Genomic DNA, 19,070 nt, shown 5'->3' with positions numbered 1-19,070 from the left:
TTAAAAAATGTGCAAAACGCTGTAGGCGAGAGTTTACGCCGGCTGGCGCCATGGATAGCTTATTAGTGCACAGTTTTATCCACAGATTTTGTGGAAGACCGGGAAGCTGATCACTTCTTGCTCGCTACTTTGTCCGTCATTGGTACGTAGTTATGAATAGTTAGTACGTAATGGGGACTAGTCAGTAGAACTGACAATAAATTCGCTTTAGTCTATGGAAAATTTCATTGGGTTGGTTCAGCCGCCAGTCAGATAGTGTGTTGAACAATACAGAGATTGCACAAGACATGTGTAGCTCAATACCCGTTACTTAAAAATGCGTTAGGAGAGCCAATAATGAAATATTGGGTAGCAGCCCTGGCACTGGGTTCGATGGTTGGTTGTTCCACATTGGACCCTTACACAGGTGAAAGTAAGACCAGTAATGCCGCCAAGGGGGCTGGAATTGGAGCTGTAACTGGAGCGATCGTTGGTGTCGCTACTGCCAGTAAGAAAGACCGTGGTAAGGGAGCATTGACTGGTGCCCTGGGTGGCGCGGCGATCGGTGGTGGCATTGGTTACTATATGGATCGTCAGGAAATGTTGTTGCGTCAGCGTCTGGAAGGTACTGGCGTACGTGTTGAGCGTGAAGGTGATAATATTCGCCTGATCATGCCGGGTAACATTACCTTCGGTACTAACCGCGCAGATATTCGTACAGACTTCTATGACACTCTGGAATCGGTCACTGTTGTATTGCAGGAGTTTGATAAAACTGCAATTCGAGTCAGCGGCCATACCGATAGCACTGGTTCAGATGTGTACAACCAGAGCTTGAGCGAACAGCGCGCTAATTCCGTTGCTGGCTTCTTCAGCGGTCAGGGCGTTTCTGCAGGTCGGGTACAGGCGGTAGGTTACGGTGAGCGTTATCCTATTGCCAGCAATGACTCTGAAGCTGGGCGTCAGGCCAATCGCCGAGTTGAGTTGGAACTACTGCCTTTATAACGATCAGGTCAGATATTTTCTACCTTTAGTCGTTCTTTTATTGATAGTGCCCAGATTGTTCGATTTGGGCACTACACCCCTTCATAAATTCCCATTATTATTCTGCTCAATTTCTTAACTATTCCCTTAATCAGTTATTTGTTTGTCACTGTAAAGAGTTTCCGGCTTTGATCCCTGGTTACTCGACGGATGATGTATTGAGAGAAAGCTTTTTCACTTATCCTCTTGCCATCTTCAGAATCTTTTCCGAACTGTTTATGTAGTTGCCACTCAAACCATTCTATTTAGATCAAGGCTCATCTTTGGATTTCCGTGTTGTCTTGTTTTCAGACTTATATAAATCTAGCGACCCTAAGATTTAGCATTAGTTTGATTCTAGTATATTTTTAGAAAATGTTTTGTGAGCCAAACGAGAGTGGTTGTCAGTTCTTTGATGTCTCAGTTTGTTCGACTGCTAAAAATTAGACGTGCCAACATTTTTATAGAGATCATTTGCCAATCATATTTTCTACCTATGAATAATTGATTTTGTGGTCATGTATGCAGAGATGGATTTTCTTACTTTTTAATTTTTAACGCATTGGCCGTCAAGTAAGCAGGAAAGTCCGAAAATTAAGTTGTCTAGGGCTGGGTTGGCGCTAATAATAATTTCTTAGTTTTATTATTTTCTGGATTTGTACTTTATGTGATTTATATTTTTGACCAGCTTTTCATGTTGGTACGCCTGTGCAAGTTGAGGTGGTGTGAGTCATAAGTTTTTATTGTTTTTTCTGTCGCGGATATTTTTAGGTGTTTAGTTGGTGGAATCAGTTTTGATTAGTACCCCCAGGCAAAGGATCGCATAAATACTTCTAATTCGAAGGGTGTAGCGCCAGATTTTAGGGTTGTGTTAATAGTGGAGGTTGTTCCTTCCCTCATTCGCCACTTCGATTGGTAATTTAGTTGTTGGATGGATGTTTGTGTCTGTCTCGTCGGAGAATTAATTCGACACATTGAGGTGGGTAAAGAATTCCATAAGTATTGTTTTTCATGGTTTCACTGCTGTAAATGGCTGATCTATACGCTGCAGAAATATAATAATGGTGATTGTGAACCTGGCTGGTTTTAAGAGACGATAAAGTAAAATTTTGCAGGAAGCTTGTCCTTTTGGTTGGAAATGATGAGTCTTAAGATGTGGGCCTGTGATGATCGTCAAGCTTCATTACTTAAATGTTTTGTGAGATTCATATTGGGGCTGAGGGCTTCAAGCTCTTTTCATGAAGGTCTATGTCATTTTCAGTTCTTCACTAAAAGATTTTATCCATAAGATGGAAAGGCTATCTCGATAACTTTTGGTTGGTAATTAATAAGGGGTAGCGGTGATCTTGGCAGAAGGTGTTGGCTAAAAGTAGGTTCTGAGAAGAGTACACAATGAGTTCTTAACTTTTAAAGCCTTGACTCTCCTCTTAAGGGAAGAGTTTAGAATTTTAGTGGCTCAGGTAAAGAAAGGGGTCTCACTTAACATGCGGTAGATGTAGTAGCTGCGCCTAATTGCTGAATCGATCGTAAAGCTATTGATTGAGTGGTTGGATGTTAGGGTTGGTAAATAGTTCTTAGCTTTAGTGTTTTATTGCAATTTTATTACATTTAAATTTTTCTAGTAGGTTTTTGTTCTTTTTTTGTTTGTGATTTGGAGTTTTTTTAATTTTGGGTGATTGTTTTACACCCAGGCCCGGTCTGTGGGGCGGGGTGGAAAAATTGAGGCAGTGTTGTGGGTCCTTAATTGGCATTTTATTTCGATGTGTCAAAAAAACAGTCTTCAATCATTTGCTGGTGTGCATGCAAAAGACGCCAAAATTTTTAGGGTGGAAAATACTATTTATCGTTGTGTAAGTGAAATAATTATTGGTTCATCTGTACCAATTGAGGTTGTTAGTTTTATTGGTACAGCTTGTTAGTACAAGTGGGATGAAATTTGATCAGTTAAAAGGCCCCAAATTTTGGGTGACTGGTTATTCTCTAAGGTAATATCAATATTACTTTACAGAATATGCAAGGTTAGTACATCCTAATGCAAAGTCACTTAATTCCAGCGAGTTATTTTGCCTTTTTACGCCAAGTTAGATTTGCGAGAAAACATAAAGAACCCTTCTGGGTTGATAAGTTAGTTGTAGGTGTTTGCCGTGAAAAGTAGTCTTCTATCGTCATACCAGGGTCTTAAAGAAAGTAAAAAGAGAACGATATCGATCATTATTTGCTCTGGTGCCCAGTGCCTGGATATCACAGGTCCAGCTGAGGTGTTTACGTTTGCTAATAAACAAATGGCCGATTTTGGGTACGGCGAAGATCAGCTGTATAAAATTGAATTTTTGGCTGCAAGCAAGGAGCCGAGGCAAGTAACTACTGGCCTGAAAGTACATCCAGATAAATGTTTCTACGAGGCCGATTCCATCCATACTCTTCTAGTTGGAGGTGGTACTGCGAAAAGTTGCCTTGATTTAACGGATGACAGTCAGTTTCTTGAATGGTTGAAAGTTAAGGCAAAGGAAGTTGAGAGGATAGGGGTTAGCGGAAGTGGTACATTGGTACTTGCTAAGGCTGGAGTTTTATCAGGGCATCGGGCTACAACCCATGAAAAATACATCGGTGATCTAAAAAAATATAAAGATATTGAAGTAGATGACAAAGCGATTTTTGTGAGAGATAAGAAAATCTACAGTTCTGTAGGGCGAAGTGCAGGGATAGACTTGGCCTTAGCTATGGTTGAGGAGGACTTCGGTCGAAAACTGGCCCTTTTAGTTGCTCGGGAAATGATTTTGTACCTGAAGCGTGATGGTGATCAGAGTCAGTACAGTAGTTATTTGCAGGCACAATTAAAAAATAATAGGTTCTCCCCGTTGTTGGAATGGATAAACCTTAACTTAGAGCAGTCTCTCAGTGTTGATTTTTTGGCCAAAAAACAAGCAATGAGCCCCCGAAATTTTTCTCGCTGCTTCACAAGCGAGATAGGTGTAACTCCGGCTCGGTATTTGGAGCAGGTTAGAGTTGAGAAGGCCTGTCAGTTAATATTGGAGGCAGGGATTAGTCAGGATGTAGTGGCAACCCAGTGTGGCTTTTCGTCGCAGGAACAAATGAGAAGGGCGTTTCTTCGGCAGAAAGGTATTCTTCCCAGTAAATACCGCAAACAGTTCGCTTGAAAATACTGGATTTCGTTGATTTTTGGCTTATCTTCGACATGGGAGGCGGCTTTTCAGGGTTTAAGCATGAATGCTCATGTATGTCTGAACCTCTGAGTTGATCAACATCTTCACTTTTAGTTAATATTTATATTTTGCAAGAATATAAAGATGAAATACTTACTTTTGGCCAGTTTGCTATTTGCAGCTTCTGCAAGTGCTGAGATAGACCTTGATTACCTCAAGGTACCCGAGGGCTTTAAGCTCAGCTACTTTGCAGAAGATGTTGAGACGGCTCGTCAATTGGCACGTTCTGAGTCGGGTACAGTATTTTCTGGTTCTTTCAGCGCGAAAAAAGTTTATGCTTTCAAGGACACAGATAATGATGGTGTAGCTGATCAGCGTTGGCTATTGATGGATGATTTAAAAGCGCCGACAGGTATTGCCTATAAAAATGGCGATTTATATGTGGCTGATGTCAATAAGATTATTCGCTTCCCCCAGGTTGATAAAAATCTTGACAAACCGAAGTCTGAGGTTGTTTACGATCAGTTTCCAGCGGACAGGCATCATGGTTGGAAATTTTTGCGTTTTGATAGTGAAGGGCAGCTGATAGTGCCTGTCGGCGCACCTTGTAATATCTGTGATGCCAACGAAAATTACTCAAAAATATTTTCGCTGGACTTGCAATCTAAGAAAACAAAAGTGATTGCAAATGGAGTGAGAAATTCCGTTGGCTTTGATTTTCATCCGCAAACCAATGAATTGTGGTTTTCAGACAATGGTCGGGACATGATGGGTGATGATATCCCACCCTGTGAAATCAATAAGGTAAGCTTTGCAGGAGAGCATTTTGGCTACCCTTATTTCCACGGTGACGATATTGCAGATCCGGAATTTGGTCAGGGTAAGAAGGCCGCTGATTATTCCAAGCCGATATTAAATTTAGATGCCCATGTGGCGCCTCTCGGAATTCACTTTTATCGAGGTGGGCAGTTTCCCAAGGAATACCAACAGAACTTGTTGGTTGCTGAGCACGGGTCCTGGAATCGAAGCAAAAAATCAGGTTACCGAGTAATGATGGCGACAGTTAAAGGTGGTGAGGTCACGGATTACAAGCCGCTGGTCACTGGTTTTATGCGGGATGAAACCACCTATGGGCGCCCTGTTGCATTTTTAGAAATGCCTGATGGCAGCGTATTAATTTCTGACGATTTTGCCCATAAAATCTATCGCTTAACCTATACCGGTATTTAAATGGCCGATTTTATAGCTATCAGGGCTGCTCACTGAGCAGCCCGCTTAGTTATCCACTGTATTGATTTTCACGCTAGAGGAATTTCTGCCAAATTTCCTCACCTCTTAGCTATCCTTCAGACTCTGTAAAAAAGAATAAGCCGATCCTAATTACTTGTGCTATGTCTACTGCGATAAGAGCATAAGTAAGGAGAGGGTTGTGACGCAAAAAATATCCTGTGAGACATTTTCCAAAATCGTGAGTGTTATTTTATATCTCCTAGTGAGTAGCACGGCGCATGCGGCTGAGGACATAGCTTCGGCATCTACTGCTCATTTGGAATTACGTTTTGCCCAAGCTGAGGTTGTGGCGCAAGTAGAAATTATTGATGTTCACAGGGATGTGGATAGCGCACTGTCTGAGGAGGGAATTACAGCCATATCAGGCTATATCTACTCTGCCGTTCCCAGCCAGGTTTGGAAGGGGCCAATGGGTGGAGAGATCACCTTCCGCCTGGGATTTGAATCCTGTGATTTAAAGCTGGAGCAAGGTGAAAATTATCTGATTTTTGCGAATTTGGATAGCTACGGAAGGTTACACCTGAGGAGCTGTGAGGCGGTTATTGCCGAGTCAGACGCCACCGCGATACTCGCCCAACTTAATAAGTTTATTAAGCAAGGTTAATAATTTGCTCTCTTGCAGACCTGTTAGAACTATCAGTTGTAACTGGTTCTTTCTTTACAGCAATCCAACCTGCTACGAAGTGGCTCTCCCCCTTGAAGAACCCCAAAGGAGGGTTATTCTTATCAGTATTGGCGCGACCTTCTTTTACAGGCGCTGCATCTCATTAAGTTGCGCACCGTTGTAAACAGGCTGGAGTGTCAGGGTTTGGGATTGTTATCGAGAAAGTACACCGACCAGCACTGTGTAACCGGCTCGATTTTAATGATTAATGTCTTCTTTTGAGTTTGCCTGGGGTCGAGAGGTCCAGATATGAAGAAGTTACTGATTCCCCTGATCATTTTATTACTGATCATCGGTTATTTTATGTCGCGCAGCGGCGAGCATAAGGCTAAAGATGCCTATAACTCGATGGAGCAGGAGCAGAAGAGTGAACAGATGAGGGGATCCTCTACCCCCTCTAGTGGAGGAAGTAGCGGTGGCTCAATGGCCCCAGCAGATACCTCGGATTCCCCTGATGGTATGGGCAATCCCGATTCCCAAATGCCCCAGGACTCTGACTCAACCGATCCCGCCCCTCCAGGGTCTTCAGATAACGGGGGCTCACCTGACGCTACTATGTCTGGTTCAGACAATATGGGTGCAGATGGCAACATGAGCCCGGATGCTAATGATTCTAGCGCCATGCCAGACGCGAGCAATAACTCGGGCGGCGACCTAAATCAGCAAGCGGATAAGGTCGTAGATGATGCTACGAAGGAAGCCAATGATGCTGTAGAGGGCGCGACTAACGATATGGATGCCTCTGCCGATGGCACTGAAACAGATACAGAGGCAGATACCGGTCAGGATGAAGGAATGGAAAGTAATGATAACTGACCAATAGTAATGACTCAGCTACATCGAGCTAAGCGAAAAGCAGGGCCGCACAGAAGTGTGGCCCTGCCGCATTCTCAAAATATGATTGAGCATATCTGGCATCAGGGTGATCGAATACTCGAGGTTAGACCAGTTGGGAAGTTAACCGTTGAGGACTTCCAGTTGCTAGCCGCTCAAGTTGATCCGATCATTAGCAAGCGGGGACGTATAGAAGGGTTGCTAGTCAATGCGGGAGATTTCGCTGGCTGGGAGAGCTTCGTCGCAATGATCTCTCATTTTCGCTTTATTCGAGAGCATCAAAGGCATATCCGCCGGATAGCCGTGGTTACCGATAATCCTATCCTCCGCTTTATGCCCAACCTTGCCTGTCACTTCATCAGTGCTGAGGTGCGTCCCTTTCCCGAAGAGGAGTCCGCTCAAGCTCTGGAATGGTTACAAAAACCGGGTTAGCATCGCCTCCCTTTTTCAATGTTACCTGGAGGGCAGGTGAGTCCATCGTTGGCTATTGTCGCTGCGGCGCCAGAATATGTTTCCGCAGCGGAAGAACTATCCGCTCAGTTAGATTACCCCCTCCTTGGAGCTATTTCTCCTGCTGATGTGGTCGACTTTCCCCAAGTGTTGTGTCTCGGAGAGCAACTGCAGTTATGTGCGACCGGGCGTAAAGCAGCCGGGCCAGTATGGGTGGATTTTGTTGCTGGAACACTTGCTCATCGCCGCAAGTATGGCGGCGGTAAAGCTCAACCAGTAGCAAAAGCTGTTGGTCTGCGTTCTGGCTTCCATCCCAAAGTTCTCGATGCCACCGCTGGTTTGGGTAGAGATGCTTTTGTTCTGGCGGCGCTGGGATGTGAGGTGCAGATGCTGGAGCGCAATCCGGTTGTTTTCCAATTGCTGAAAGATGGAATACGCCGGCTGCGACAGGCGTCTATCGGGGATGCTGAGTTGGCTGCAATTTCTGAGCGAATGAGCTTGGTGGATTGCTGTACGGCGGCGTCAGAGTGGCTCGCGCTGCAATCGGAGGAATCCATCCCTGTTATTTATCTGGATCCGATGTTCCCTGCGCGAGGGAAAGCTGCCAAGGTCAAAAAGGAAATGGCTGCCTTCCATCATTTGGTTGGGACTGATGAGGATGCGGATAGCTTATTGAGCCCTGCCTTGGCGGCCTGCTACTACCGCACAGTAGTTAAGCGCCCTAAGCTTGCCCCCTATTTGGCTGATATGAAGCCCAACCTTTCCTTGGAGGGGAAATCCGGCCGCTTCGATATCTACACCAAACATGGGGTTCCAGGCTAACTGCCACATACCGCTGCCCTAGCCGATTTCTCCTTGGGTGAAAGATGGTGTGGGCACCGACTTGCTATGAATTCTATGTTTCCATAAGTCCGTTGCTAAAAGGGCGGCTTATGCCTTGGTAGCGGCACCTCTGTTATCCCATCTATCCCGCAGACCCCCACGATAGGCTTTGCTTCTTTGTACTGCCGCAAAAATATTGCACTCCAGGGAGGTCCCATCAGTGCGACCAAAAGGGAGCAGTGCATCGAGCACCCCGGATATTGCCAACAGAAAGATGTTTTCTGTGGCTGCTCTCGGGCTCCTAACTGCCGCAACGGTCGTTACCAGCTTGCGTACCCTGCCGATGATGGCGCAAGAAGAACTGACGATGTTTTTCTATATCGGCTTTGCGGCATTGCTGTTCTTGATTCCTGCAGGGCTCGTGTCGGCAGAACTTGGCAGCGCCTTTTCAGAGCGCACTGGGGGTGTCTATACCTGGGTTGGTGAGGCTTTTACCCCGAAGGTGGGTTTTGTCGCTATATGGTTGCAGTGGATCGAGTGCATTGTTTGGTATCCCACGGAGTTGGGTTTTGCCGCTGCGGCGGTGGCTTACGCGGTGGGCGATAATACCATCGCCCAGAATACCTACTATATCGGTGGGTTTTGCATTCTTGCCTATTTGCTAGCGACACTGATTGCCCTTACCGGAACCCGTTTTCTGGTAAAAGTGGCACAGTTTGGATTTCTGGTGGGTATCGTATTTCCCTGTTTGATTTTGATTGTCCTGGCTGTTTGGTGGGTGGTGAGTGGTAATCCTATTGGCTGGGAGACCTTGACCGACCCGGAAGTAGCAGTGCGTCGGGATGGTTATGATCACCCGCGCTGGTTTCCCCATATTAACGGTTTGGGGGCAATTGCTTTTCTCGGGGGTATTTTACTTGCCTTTGCTGGAGTGGAAGCACAGGCCACGCATGTGTCGGAACTACGTGATACCCGTCGAGGATATCCAGCTGTAATTGCCATCGCCGCCGTTATTTCCATCCTGGTGTTCACTCTCGGCGCACTCTCTATTGCTGCAATTTTGCCCTATAAAGAGATATCTGTAGAAACTGGCTTATTTACAGCTTACGAAAGAGCTTTTGGGCAGCTACTTGGGATTCAATGGCCCGTGCAAGCACTTTCCTGGCTAATTGGCTATGGTGCACTAAGTGGTGCCTTGGCATGGTTGGCTGGCCCCAGTCGAGGGCTACTGGCTACGGCCCAGGATGGGATGTTGCCGCCCTGGTTTCAGCGAGAAAACCGGGTGGGTGTACAAAAAAATATTCTCCTCGCACAGTTTGTAGTGGTAGCGGCAATCTCGTCCATTTATATCTTAATGGATAATGTATCTACAGCTTTTGTTTTGATTTCAGTGATGGCTATTAGCTTATATATCATTATGTACATAATGATGTTTGCTGCGGTTATTCGATTGCGGATCACGCAACCAGACTTACCCAGAAGTTTTCGTATCCCGGGAGGGCTGCCAGGGGTTTGTATTGTTGCCGGAATAGGCTTAATTTCCGTTGTTTTTGCCTTGGTAGTTTCATTTTTCCCGCCAGAACAGCTCACGATAAAAAATCCTGTAACTTATGTTGCTCTCAATCTGGGTGGAATTGCTATAGCGATCACCGTTCCCTTGTTAATTTTCTATTTTCACAATCCCTCCTGGCGGGGGGAGGGTGGCCATCAACAGCAGTCATTTTCTGATATTGATGAGTGAGCCGGAGGCAGGTAGTGAAAGAGCAATCTCCATTTGATAGGTTCTTTGACGAATACAATGAAGATATCCCAGAAAAGCACTTTCCCCGGTGTAGTATTTCAGCAGAGGCTGCCGAGGCTATCGTAACCAGTGAAACCTGGGCTGACGCAAAGCCTGCGATGAACTTATCTTCGTTTGTCACAACTTTTACTGAGTCAGAAGCATTTGAGGTCGCTAAGAAACATTATCTGAAGAACTATATTGATCACGACATGTATCCACAGCTGTTTGCGATGGAAGCGCGAATGGTTCGCTGGTTACACAACCTCTGGAATGGACCTAAGGGAGTAGAGCCATACGGCGCAGCGACCATAGGCTCGTCAGAGGCCTGCATGTTGGCTGGTTTGGCGCATAAGTGGAATTGGCGTAAGAAGAGGCAGCAAGCCGGCAAAGACGGCTCAAAACCTAACCTGGTTACCGGAGCCAACGTGCAGATCGTTTGGGACAAATTTATGCGCTACTTTGATGTGGAGCCGCGCATAGCACCGTTAAAGCCTGGTCATTACCGCTTTACCAGTGAACATCTGGATGAATTGGTCGATGAGAATACCATCGCTGTTGTCGCTATCGCCGGGCAAACCTTTACCGGTGAGGATGATGCATTTAGGGCGATTCAAAACTGGTTGGATAAGTATGAAGAGAGAACAGGAAACGATATCCCTATGCATATTGATGGGGCGTCGGGAGGATTTGTTAATCCATTTCTCTACCCGAATTATAAATGGGATTTTCGTTTGCCAAGAGTGAAATCTATCAATGCCTCCGGGCACAAGTTTGGCTTGGTGCCGCCGGGATTGGGGTGGATAATTTTTCGTGAAAAAGCAGTTTTTGATGAAGACTTGATGTTCTATGTGAATTACCTGGGTGGGGAGATGCCTACAGCCACATTGAACTTCAGCCGAAATGCATCGCCGGTTGCCTACCAGTATTACAACTTTATACGTCTAGGCTATGAGGGGTACAGGCAGATTATGCAGCACACCTTGGAAAATGCGCAGACTCTTCGTCAACTTCTGGTGGCCAGTGGGTACTTTGAAATAATGAATAAAACCCAGAGAATCCCAGTTGTTGCCATGACCCTGAATAAAAAATATAAGAATTTTAATGAATATGATATATCCAATAAAGTACGTGAGCGGGGATGGGTTCTTTCTGCCTATTCGATGCCGCCAAACGCTCAGTCTGTAAACTCTCTGAGAATTGTTGTTCGCCCTCATCTCAATCAGAATGCCATCAGTGGCCTTGCAAAGGATATTATCCATGCTTGCGATTGGTTGAGTAAGCATTGCGGTAATGCAACTCCGCCCAAGTTACATGACCCGCAAAAAGTGGCCCCCAGTAAGTGTTAATTCTTAAGGGACTTTAACGATCCTTGCATTCAATGACTGGATAGATAAGTGGGCTATTTTGGAATCTCAGAGGCATCTTTGACAACTCTAACATGCTGCATCATGCCCCCATCCTCATGATAAAGTAAGTGGCAATGCAGAGGATACTTTCCGGTAAAATCCTTGAAACGAGTACGGAATTTGACATGTCCATGGGGCGGTACTTGAAAGGTGTCGCACCAAAACGGTAGTTTGAGTGTGTGGTGCATGGGGTCTTCCCCAACCACCTCGATAACATAATACGGATTAACATGAATATGGATTGGGTGGGGGAATTCACTCTCATTAACCAAGGTCCACTCCTCTACTGCATCAAGCTCTACGTAATGATTAACCACTTCACATCCTTCGAATGGTGAATGGTCAATACTGACATTCAGCCCGCGATAATATTTTTTAGGGTCATCAAGCGTGTTGGCCTGGAAAGTGAGTCGACGTGTATTGGTGATCTCATCATCTGTAATAGGTTTCAGTAAGTCCACTTTAAAACTGCTGGGGAAGGGTGGGGGTGCACATCGGGCGGGTGGTTTGCTGGGGGCATAGATTGCCGTTCCGATTTCCTCTCCCTGGGCAATAGCGATAACAAAAAGAGGACTGTTGTTATGGTACTTATAATGCGGCATTTGTTGGAACTCAATCGCATTATTGTAAATGTAAAAATGAGCTCCCGGAGTGGCGGCTTCACTGATTTTTAAGAAAAGGGAGGCTCGATTAGCGGGGCCCAGGCTTACTCCGTCTTGTAGGCGGTAGTCATCAGTAGGGTTTCCATCAAACCCGTAGATGTACATTTGCGCGAACCAAGGGCAATCGATATCTATCGATGTGCGAGTGGTAGCATTGAGAAGTCTCAGATTGAGAAGCTCACCCACCGTTGCATGAATGATAGGGCAGTATTGTCCGTTAACGGTAATACAGTATTCACTATCTGGGAACTTAGCGACCTGGTGTTGATCCTCTACTTTTCCGTGCTCATCTACGGCAATATTCTGGAAGACAAGAATATGTTCCTTAACTCCCATTGCCTCAAGTTCATCGTCAAATTCATCCCTCACGATTAGGGCACCTGCCATCCCGCTGCCGACTTGTATAGCGACAGAGCCGTGCTTATGGGGGTGGTACCAGTAGAGTCCTGGGGGTTGGTCCTTGGGGATGTCATATTCGTAGGTATAACTTTCCCCTGGTTTGATCTTCATGCAGACATTGTCGGCCGGAGATTCTGGGGAGACATGGAGCCCGTGAGTATGTAAGTTGTAGGTATTGAACTCATGGGGGAAGTTTATTGTAGCGGGTGTATTGAGGGGGTCTTCCTCTGGTAGCAGGTTGTTTGTCTGGATAGTAAGGTGGCTATCAGCGCGAATTTCAATGGTAGGGCCTGTCAGTGTGAAACCTGCTTCTTGAGTGATTGATGATGAAAATACACGGGTCCAGGTTGGTGTGTCATGGGTTTTGTAAAAACTGAAAATGTTATTCTTTTCGTACTGTACATCAAGTTTAAGTTCTAGTTTTCTATTTTCTTTATCCATTGAGTAAGCGGGCGGATTTTTTATTGGTTCTAGAAAGGAAATATGCTCTCTATTGCTCACTGTTAACTCCGAGGATTTTGTGGGAAGCGAGATTGGCAAGGGGTACTTTATGAACGAATATCAGTTTAGATTCTAAGGTAGGATTATTTGTGGATTTACTTGCCATATGATCGTTCATTGAAAGACAAGTTAGGGTAGTAGCAATCCTTCTGCAAAATTCATAATAATTCTCGCGACTTTGTTGGGGTGTGCCTGAGCGATAAAGTGTCCACCAGGAGTATCAATGACATTGAGGTTGATATATATCGCAGATATATCGGTGACAGCTTTTTTCCTGATAAGTCGATCTCTATCCGGGCGGATATAGATGGCAGGGATTTCCAATTTTTGAGATGGTTGGGAAATAGAGGCGATATTATGAAGCCTTTGCTTTAGTTTGCCTCTGTTGGTATTTAGTAGAGCGTTATAGGTGCTGTCAATGAGTATGTCACTGCCTTTGCCATTGAAACCAAAGAAATTTAGTGTGATTTTGGTTAAAGATGGGCAGTCTATAAGCGAGATTGGAGCTAGTTGTGCTGCCTTGGATAGCAGCGAAGGAGAGCTTATAAAGCTAGCTATAAAGGTAATGCCTAAAATTTTCTCGGGAGCTAAAAGGGATAGCTCATATGCAACTCTTCCTGAATAGGATTCAGCAATAATGTAAGTCTTCTCATTGAGATAGCTCTTGGCGATTGATTGAGCTTGAGCCAGGTAACTATCCCCTGGGAGCTTGGAAAGGCAGATAGTTTCGGTTGTCCATTGTTTTGGTAGTGCCTTAATCAAACCTGAAAACAGTGTTCCTGTTCCATCAAGTCCTGGTAGAAGTAAAACTTTCAATTCCGAATATCCTGCTGGAATTTCCTATTAACTGAATATTAACATGCTTATGTTGAGTATTTCTCTATATATGACATTCAGCCAGAGTAATTCTTCTTGATGTTTGTACGGGACAAGCAATCTGGTAGTGCCGAAAGGTGAAGTTTTCTATCGTATGAGGCGGTTTGAGTTGCTGTGAAGGCTGTTGGGTGTGCATGTTTTAGATAAAAATAGTTTCTTTGATTTAAGCTTCTAAATATATTTAATTATTCTAATGGATATTTATTTATACTAATACGTTATTTCTAGTTATGTCGATAACGAAAACAGAATTGCTAGGCCAATAAGTTGTCTAGGTGGGTAAGTATTAGAGTTCGTTAATGTAACTTAATGACAGGCCTAAACGTAGCTAGAAAGTTAATTGAAAGTCATTTGGTCAAAGGGAATATGGCTCCCCAAAGTGTTATCGAGCTTAAAATTGACCAAGGGAGCCTCTGAATAACTCCGTAATGCCTCTGCGGGTCTTGAAGGCTGCAGATGTTAGGCGCAGCTCGCCGCGAATGGCCGTAGCCCTTGGCAAGAGCTGCAACGCAGCAGCTGTGGCCTTCAAGGCCCGCCCTTCGGGGCTTGCAGAGGTATCATGGAGTTATTCAGAGGCTCCCAAGTCCTCAGTGAGGATGCTACCGGCACGTTAGTGATGTTGGAGCTTGAAGCTTTGGGGGCGAGGCAGGTGAAAGCAGAAATATGCGCTCAGTATGTGGATCACAATGTATTGAGGGCAGACCATAAGAATGGTGATGACCACGTGTTCCTGCAAAGTTCCTGTCGAAACTACGGGATATGGTACTCGCGACCAGGAAATGGTATTAGTCATCCTGTCCATATGGCTTGTTTTGGTATCCCCGGTAAAACCCTTTTAGGTGGGGATAGCCACTCATGTGCTGCTGGCTCGTTAGGTATGTTAGGAATAGGAGCCGGAGGAATTGAGGTTGCGCTTGCAATGATGGGATTTCCGCTTTCTCTGGTAATGCCAACTATTTTGGGGGTGCGTTTCGAGGGGGAGCTACAGCCATGGGTAAGCGCTAAAGATGTTATTTTGGAGCTTGTACGTAGATATACATTGAGAGGTTGCTGGAACAAGATTGTTGAATATCACGGCCCTGGATTGGCAAACCTTACAGCAATGGATCGTCACGTAATCGCCAATATGGGGCAGGAAATGGGGGCCGTAACAAGTGTCTTTCCTGCTGATGATCAAGTGAGGCTTTTCTTGCGGCAGCAGTCGCGCGAGAACGACTTTGTCGAGTTGCTTGCCGATAAGGATGCAACCTATGATGAGGTTGCAACTTTAGATCTATCGAAAATTGAACCAATGATCGCTTGCCCCTCGCGGCCGGATAAGGTTGTTAAAGTTCGTGAAGTTGAGGGTAGGCCAGTTTCTCAGAGCTATATCGGCTCTTCGGCTAACCCTGGGTTGCGTGATTTTTCTATTCCCGCCCGGATGGTAAATGGTCTCTTTGTACCGCACGAGATTTCTTTAGATATTAATCCCGCGTCGCGCCAACTACTTCATGAGCTGACTCATAATGGTGACCTTGAAAAACTGCTTGGTGCAGGGGCTTACTTGCATGAAACCGGCTGTGGTGGCTGTATCGGTATGGGGCAAGCCCCAGCTAACGGGCACAATAGTCTTAGAACTGTGCCGAGAAATTTCCCTGGGCGTTCGGGAACCAAAGAAGATAGCGTCTATTTATGCAGCCCAGAGACTGCGACGGCCAGCGCCCTGAAAGGAAAAATAACTGACCCCAGAAATTTAGACATGGATTATCCGGTATTTGAAGAGCCTGAACATCTAATGGATATGCGATCACTATTGGAGCCACCGCAGGAAATACCAGTGAAAGTTGAGGTGAGAAAGGGCCCCAACATCAAGCCTTTGCCAGTTCTGGAAAAAATGTTAAGTGTGATCGAAGGCCCAGCTCTTTTAAAGCTGGAGGATAATGTCTCAACCGATGATATTATTCCCGGAGGTGCGGATGCTTTGCCTTATTGGTCAAATGTCCCAGAGTTAAGCCGCTTTGCTTTTTCAAATGTAGATGAATCTTTTTATCAGCGGGCTTTGAGCACCAAGGAGGATATATTTCTTATTGCCGGCAACAGTTTAGGTCATGGGTCGAGCCGGGAGCATGCCTCAATTACACTGCGATACTTGGGAGTGCGCTGCGTCATAGCCAAAAGTGTAGCTGGACTCTATCGCAAGAATCTTATTGACCACGGAATTCTCATTTTAACATTTTGTAATCCAAGCGATTTTGACGCCTTTAGTAAAGATGATCAACTTCAATTTTATGATCTCTCAAGCTGTACAGGGGGTAACAAGATGCTAGAGCTGAGAAATGTGACTAAAGGTATTAAGATTTGGTTGGAAAATGACCTTTCTCAAGAAGAAATTGAAATAATTAAATTTGGAGGCCGCATCAACTATATTAAGGGGTTGTTGAGAAGGTCTCTGGAAGATATGGGCTCATTTTAACAGTATACTGGATATTATGGGGTTGGCTCTCCACGCAAAATACTTGCTTGTATTTTTTAGAACGATATTTTTAATTGTGAGTTGGCAGTGAATGTATAGATTAAAATTTAGGCTGGCTTTTGATGAAGTTCTACTCGCTTGGTGAGGCTGGAGAGAATTTTATTTTCTGCTAGTCGTTTTTGCTACTGCAATTGACTAGTTTGAATATGTAGGATCTCTTGCTGTTAAAGGTTTCTATATCAATAGATCTTTGTGTTGAAGTCTCTGTCGTTATGATGGTCAATTTAAGGGGGTGAGATCGCTCACCTACCATTGCTACTGATGTCAAGCGCAGAGATAATTTCATCGTATCTTGCTTTAGAATGGTATCCATAATCTAAGTTGAAACCTTTTGATAGAGAATCATTAAAGGTCTTGGCCAGTGCGAAAATCTCCATCCTCTTTATATAAGTTTCACTGTAAAGTTTATTAATGAGAGTTTTGTGCGCTCCGTAGATGTTATTCTCTTGGGGGACTAAAGTATATATAGGTTTAGATAGGGCAAGGGCCTCAGAAATCATTGATGAACTGTCTTCGGTTATAAAGACAGCTTCACTTGCACCGAGTATTTCTTCGAGGCTGGCATTGGGGGCCTCATAATCTAGCAAGTTGAAGCATGTATCAAATGGCATGTTGCTTTCAATTAGCTCAGCCACATATTTAGGGGTTCTTCTTGAGGTGCTAATTAGCCATGAAATATTTTTATGGATCGCTATTTTTTTTAGCTCTTCTATCAAGTCTATATAATCCTTCCGTGTGTATTTATAGCCGCTTCCATTGCCTCCGATAAGTAAAGTATAAAAGGGTTTGTGGTGTTTCTTCTTTAAGTTGTCGCCCAATGCATTGCATAAATTTACATCTATGCGGCTAAACGGAAGGTATTGCCTTGATTTTTTAATATCCTCTTTGGTAGATAGGGTTAGAGAGAAATCGGTTTTCCTGAAGCTGTAAATATTTCCTATGGCAATATTCATGCATTGTATTTTTTGGGTTAGCGCGACGTTCGCAGCAACGCTATTTCCACCAAAGGAAATAATTATATCTGGTTTTCTTTTGAAGGAGGGGTTTCTGTGAAAGAGCATGATAAATTTGTGTGCGTTTCTGGCGAGATGCCTAGTCAATAGTCTTATTGGTTTGTTTAGGGCCTTTAAAACTGGTTTACTGGTGGTGATTTCATAAGAGTAATTGCCCTTGGAGTAGCGGGACAGCAGTTGATATAGCCCCAGCGAAGGACTGAGATGGCCCGGTTTTCCATCGTAAATAATTAAAATGTGCATAACCTTGCTTAATGGTTTGAGAAATGTTTCTAGGGGATTTTAAGTGAATAGAAGTACCCTAAATTGATTATTCTCAATTTTCTGTAGATGGAGTTTCTATACGTAGTTGTTGAGATTGAGCACCTCGATCTGAAGGCTTAAGCCCACAGGCAACCTTTGGTTTGTTATCGACTTCTGGTGCTACAGATAATGGTCTCGCCCTTGCAGCATAATGTAGGTATGAGAGGGTGTGATTTTGAAATTATTACTGATCATATTTTTACTTCTTCGGTATAAATAGGACTCAGATACTATGGTACTGCTGGAATTTCCTTAACAACAGTTAGGATTTTGCCGATATTCCAACGAAAAATGACACATTTAGAAAAGTAAGTGGCCTCACTCAAGCGTTAAATTTTTTACTGTTGGGGAGAAATATGTATTAAAAATATCTATTTTTAACCCGGTAAACTCTCCCTGAATCTGGTGGAGGTAGGTATGGGTGTTATCAATTATTTATGTGGAAGCTCCAGATATAAATGAACTTATTGGGCCTGGTATTACCTAAATTGGATTTGTGTTAGTGTTGGGCTCTATTTATTGGGCTAAGAAATAGGTTGAAATCCATATTTTAAGGCTAGGTTGTTTGGTTAGGTGAGTACTCCAAGTATGTCTATGTTTCAAAAACTCAAAGCGTCAATAGGTATTGGTGCAGCTAAAGTTGATACAGTTCTACAAAACTCTGAGCAAGTTCAGGGTGGAATCATTGAAGGGGCTATCCATATCATTGGTGGTGACATCGACCAGCAGGTGGATGCTATAAGTTTAAAGCTCTGCACCGAGATCAAGGTGGAGACCGATGAAGGGGTAAGCCATGAGCGTTTTGTACTGAATGAATTACAGGTACAGGATCCTTTCACTATTGGCGCTGGAGAGAGCCGAGAAGTTCCTTTTCAGTTGGCGTTGCATGAAGAGACGCCAGTTACTGTTTTAAACGCCCGTAGAAATAAAAGCTATGTGTGGCTGGAAACTTCCCTGGATATTGATTTTGCGCTGGATCCGAAAGACAGGGACCCCTTGCGGATAAGACCGTTACCCGTTGTAGAGAAGGTACTTTCCATGATCGAGGAAAGTGGCTTTAAAATGGTAAAAGCGGATGTTGAAAAGGGGCATTTGCGTGGAAGCAATTTTGTCTCCCAGTCTGGATGCTACCAGGAGATAGAGTTTAAGAGTAGTGGCTTGTTGACTTCAAAAGAGATTGAACTCTCCTTTATCGTTGATGGTGAACAGGTGCACTGTTTGGCTGAAATTGATCGCAGATTTGGTCTGCGGGGCGATGAATATCATTCGTTTTCATTAGCGCATGATGCGAGTGATAATGAGATTGTCGCAGCGGTTCAATCTATTTTGTCTCTATAGTTGAGCTGATCCATAGAGTCTGGCGGCATTGAGCTGCCGGGCCCTTGGGGG

General features: G+C 44.4%; 14 protein-coding genes. 11 read left to right on the top strand and 3 right to left on the bottom strand.

The features are described from left to right. Positions 1-336: 336 nt before the first annotated feature. From ACYX4J_RS12070 to gad, 9 genes are all read left to right on the top strand, one after another. On the top strand, positions 337-984 hold the full coding sequence (locus ACYX4J_RS12070; protein WP_413665482.1) for a YiaD family glycine zipper/OmpA-like lipoprotein: 648 nt from the start codon (positions 337-339) through the stop codon (positions 982-984). Between the two features lie 2,162 nt (positions 985-3,146). Continuing rightward, positions 3,147-4,160: a GlxA family transcriptional regulator gene (locus tag ACYX4J_RS12065; RefSeq protein ID WP_476176691.1), complete on the top strand. Its 1,014-nt coding sequence runs from the start codon at positions 3,147-3,149 to the stop codon at positions 4,158-4,160. 150 nt (positions 4,161-4,310) lie between these two features. Beyond that, a complete protein-coding gene (locus ACYX4J_RS12060) occupies positions 4,311-5,396 on the top strand; it encodes a PQQ-dependent sugar dehydrogenase (protein WP_476176690.1) in 1,086 nt (361 codons plus the stop codon). A gap of 199 nt (positions 5,397-5,595) precedes the next feature. Beyond that, positions 5,596-6,060, top strand: coding sequence for a hypothetical protein (locus tag ACYX4J_RS12055; protein WP_444897587.1), 465 nt, complete (start codon positions 5,596-5,598; stop codon positions 6,058-6,060). Positions 6,061-6,369: 309 nt separating this feature from the next. Continuing rightward, entirely contained in the window at positions 6,370-6,936 is a 567-nt protein-coding gene (locus ACYX4J_RS12050; protein WP_476176689.1) for a hypothetical protein, read from the top strand. A gap of 81 nt (positions 6,937-7,017) precedes the next feature. Then, complete coding sequence (locus tag ACYX4J_RS12045; RefSeq protein ID WP_413665487.1) at positions 7,018-7,386, top strand: SpoIIAA family protein; 369 nt, start codon at positions 7,018-7,020, stop codon at positions 7,384-7,386. A gap of 36 nt (positions 7,387-7,422) precedes the next feature. Then, complete coding sequence (locus ACYX4J_RS12040) at positions 7,423-8,226, top strand: class I SAM-dependent methyltransferase (protein ID WP_444905541.1); 804 nt, start codon at positions 7,423-7,425, stop codon at positions 8,224-8,226. Positions 8,227-8,446: 220 nt separating this feature from the next. After that, positions 8,447-9,967 (top strand): amino acid permease, encoded by a 1,521-nt coding sequence (locus ACYX4J_RS12035; RefSeq protein WP_413665489.1) that lies wholly within the window; start codon positions 8,447-8,449, stop codon positions 9,965-9,967. A gap of 14 nt (positions 9,968-9,981) precedes the next feature. After that, positions 9,982-11,355, top strand: a complete 1,374-nt coding sequence (gene gad / locus ACYX4J_RS12030) for a glutamate decarboxylase (protein ID WP_444912842.1) — start codon at positions 9,982-9,984, stop codon at positions 11,353-11,355. A 53-nt stretch (positions 11,356-11,408) separates the two neighbouring features. On the opposite strand, the gene ACYX4J_RS12025 is transcribed toward gad, so the two are convergent. Continuing rightward, entirely contained in the window at positions 11,409-12,977 is a 1,569-nt protein-coding gene (locus ACYX4J_RS12025; RefSeq protein WP_444913536.1) for a multicopper oxidase family protein, read from the bottom strand. A 129-nt stretch (positions 12,978-13,106) separates the two neighbouring features. Then, positions 13,107-13,793 carry an alpha/beta fold hydrolase gene (locus tag ACYX4J_RS12020; protein ID WP_476176688.1) on the bottom strand — a complete coding sequence of 229 codons (687 nt, stop codon included), beginning with the start codon at positions 13,791-13,793 and terminating at the stop codon, positions 13,107-13,109. A gap of 619 nt (positions 13,794-14,412) precedes the next feature. Here ACYX4J_RS12020 and ACYX4J_RS12015 point away from each other — a divergent pair. Next, a complete protein-coding gene (locus ACYX4J_RS12015) occupies positions 14,413-16,305 on the top strand; it encodes an aconitate hydratase (protein WP_476176687.1) in 1,893 nt (630 codons plus the stop codon). 302 nt (positions 16,306-16,607) lie between these two features. Here the strand turns inward: ACYX4J_RS12015 and ACYX4J_RS12010 are convergent, their stop codons facing one another. After that, a complete protein-coding gene (locus ACYX4J_RS12010; RefSeq protein WP_476176686.1) occupies positions 16,608-17,621 on the bottom strand; it encodes an ELM1/GtrOC1 family putative glycosyltransferase in 1,014 nt (337 codons plus the stop codon). Positions 17,622-18,269: 648 nt separating this feature from the next. On the opposite strand from ACYX4J_RS12010, the gene ACYX4J_RS12005 reads away from it, so the two are divergent. After that, complete coding sequence (locus tag ACYX4J_RS12005) at positions 18,270-19,019, top strand: sporulation protein (RefSeq protein ID WP_476176685.1); 750 nt, start codon at positions 18,270-18,272, stop codon at positions 19,017-19,019. Positions 19,020-19,070 lie beyond the last annotated feature (51 nt).

It is taken from the genome of Microbulbifer sp. ABM4_008, from assembly GCF_056311705.1.
This window is presented reverse-complemented; position numbering and strand designations above follow the sequence as displayed.

Excerpts from the sequence above, each read along its gene's own strand:
- ACYX4J_RS12010 (WP_476176686.1), bottom strand. The coding sequence starts at position 17,621 with ATGCACATTTTAATTATTTACGATGGAAAACCGGGCCATCTCAGTCCT.
- ACYX4J_RS12050 (WP_476176689.1), top strand. The coding sequence starts at position 6,370 with ATGAAGAAGTTACTGATTCCCCTGATCATTTTATTACTGATCATCGGT.
- ACYX4J_RS12045 (WP_413665487.1), top strand. The coding sequence starts at position 7,018 with ATGATTGAGCATATCTGGCATCAGGGTGATCGAATACTCGAGGTTAGA.
- ACYX4J_RS12060 (WP_476176690.1), top strand. The coding sequence starts at position 4,311 with ATGAAATACTTACTTTTGGCCAGTTTGCTATTTGCAGCTTCTGCAAGT.
- ACYX4J_RS12070 (WP_413665482.1), top strand. The coding sequence starts at position 337 with ATGAAATATTGGGTAGCAGCCCTGGCACTGGGTTCGATGGTTGGTTGT.
- ACYX4J_RS12015 (WP_476176687.1), top strand. The coding sequence starts at position 14,413 with ATGGAGTTATTCAGAGGCTCCCAAGTCCTCAGTGAGGATGCTACCGGC.
- ACYX4J_RS12005 (WP_476176685.1), top strand. The coding sequence starts at position 18,270 with ATGTCTATGTTTCAAAAACTCAAAGCGTCAATAGGTATTGGTGCAGCT.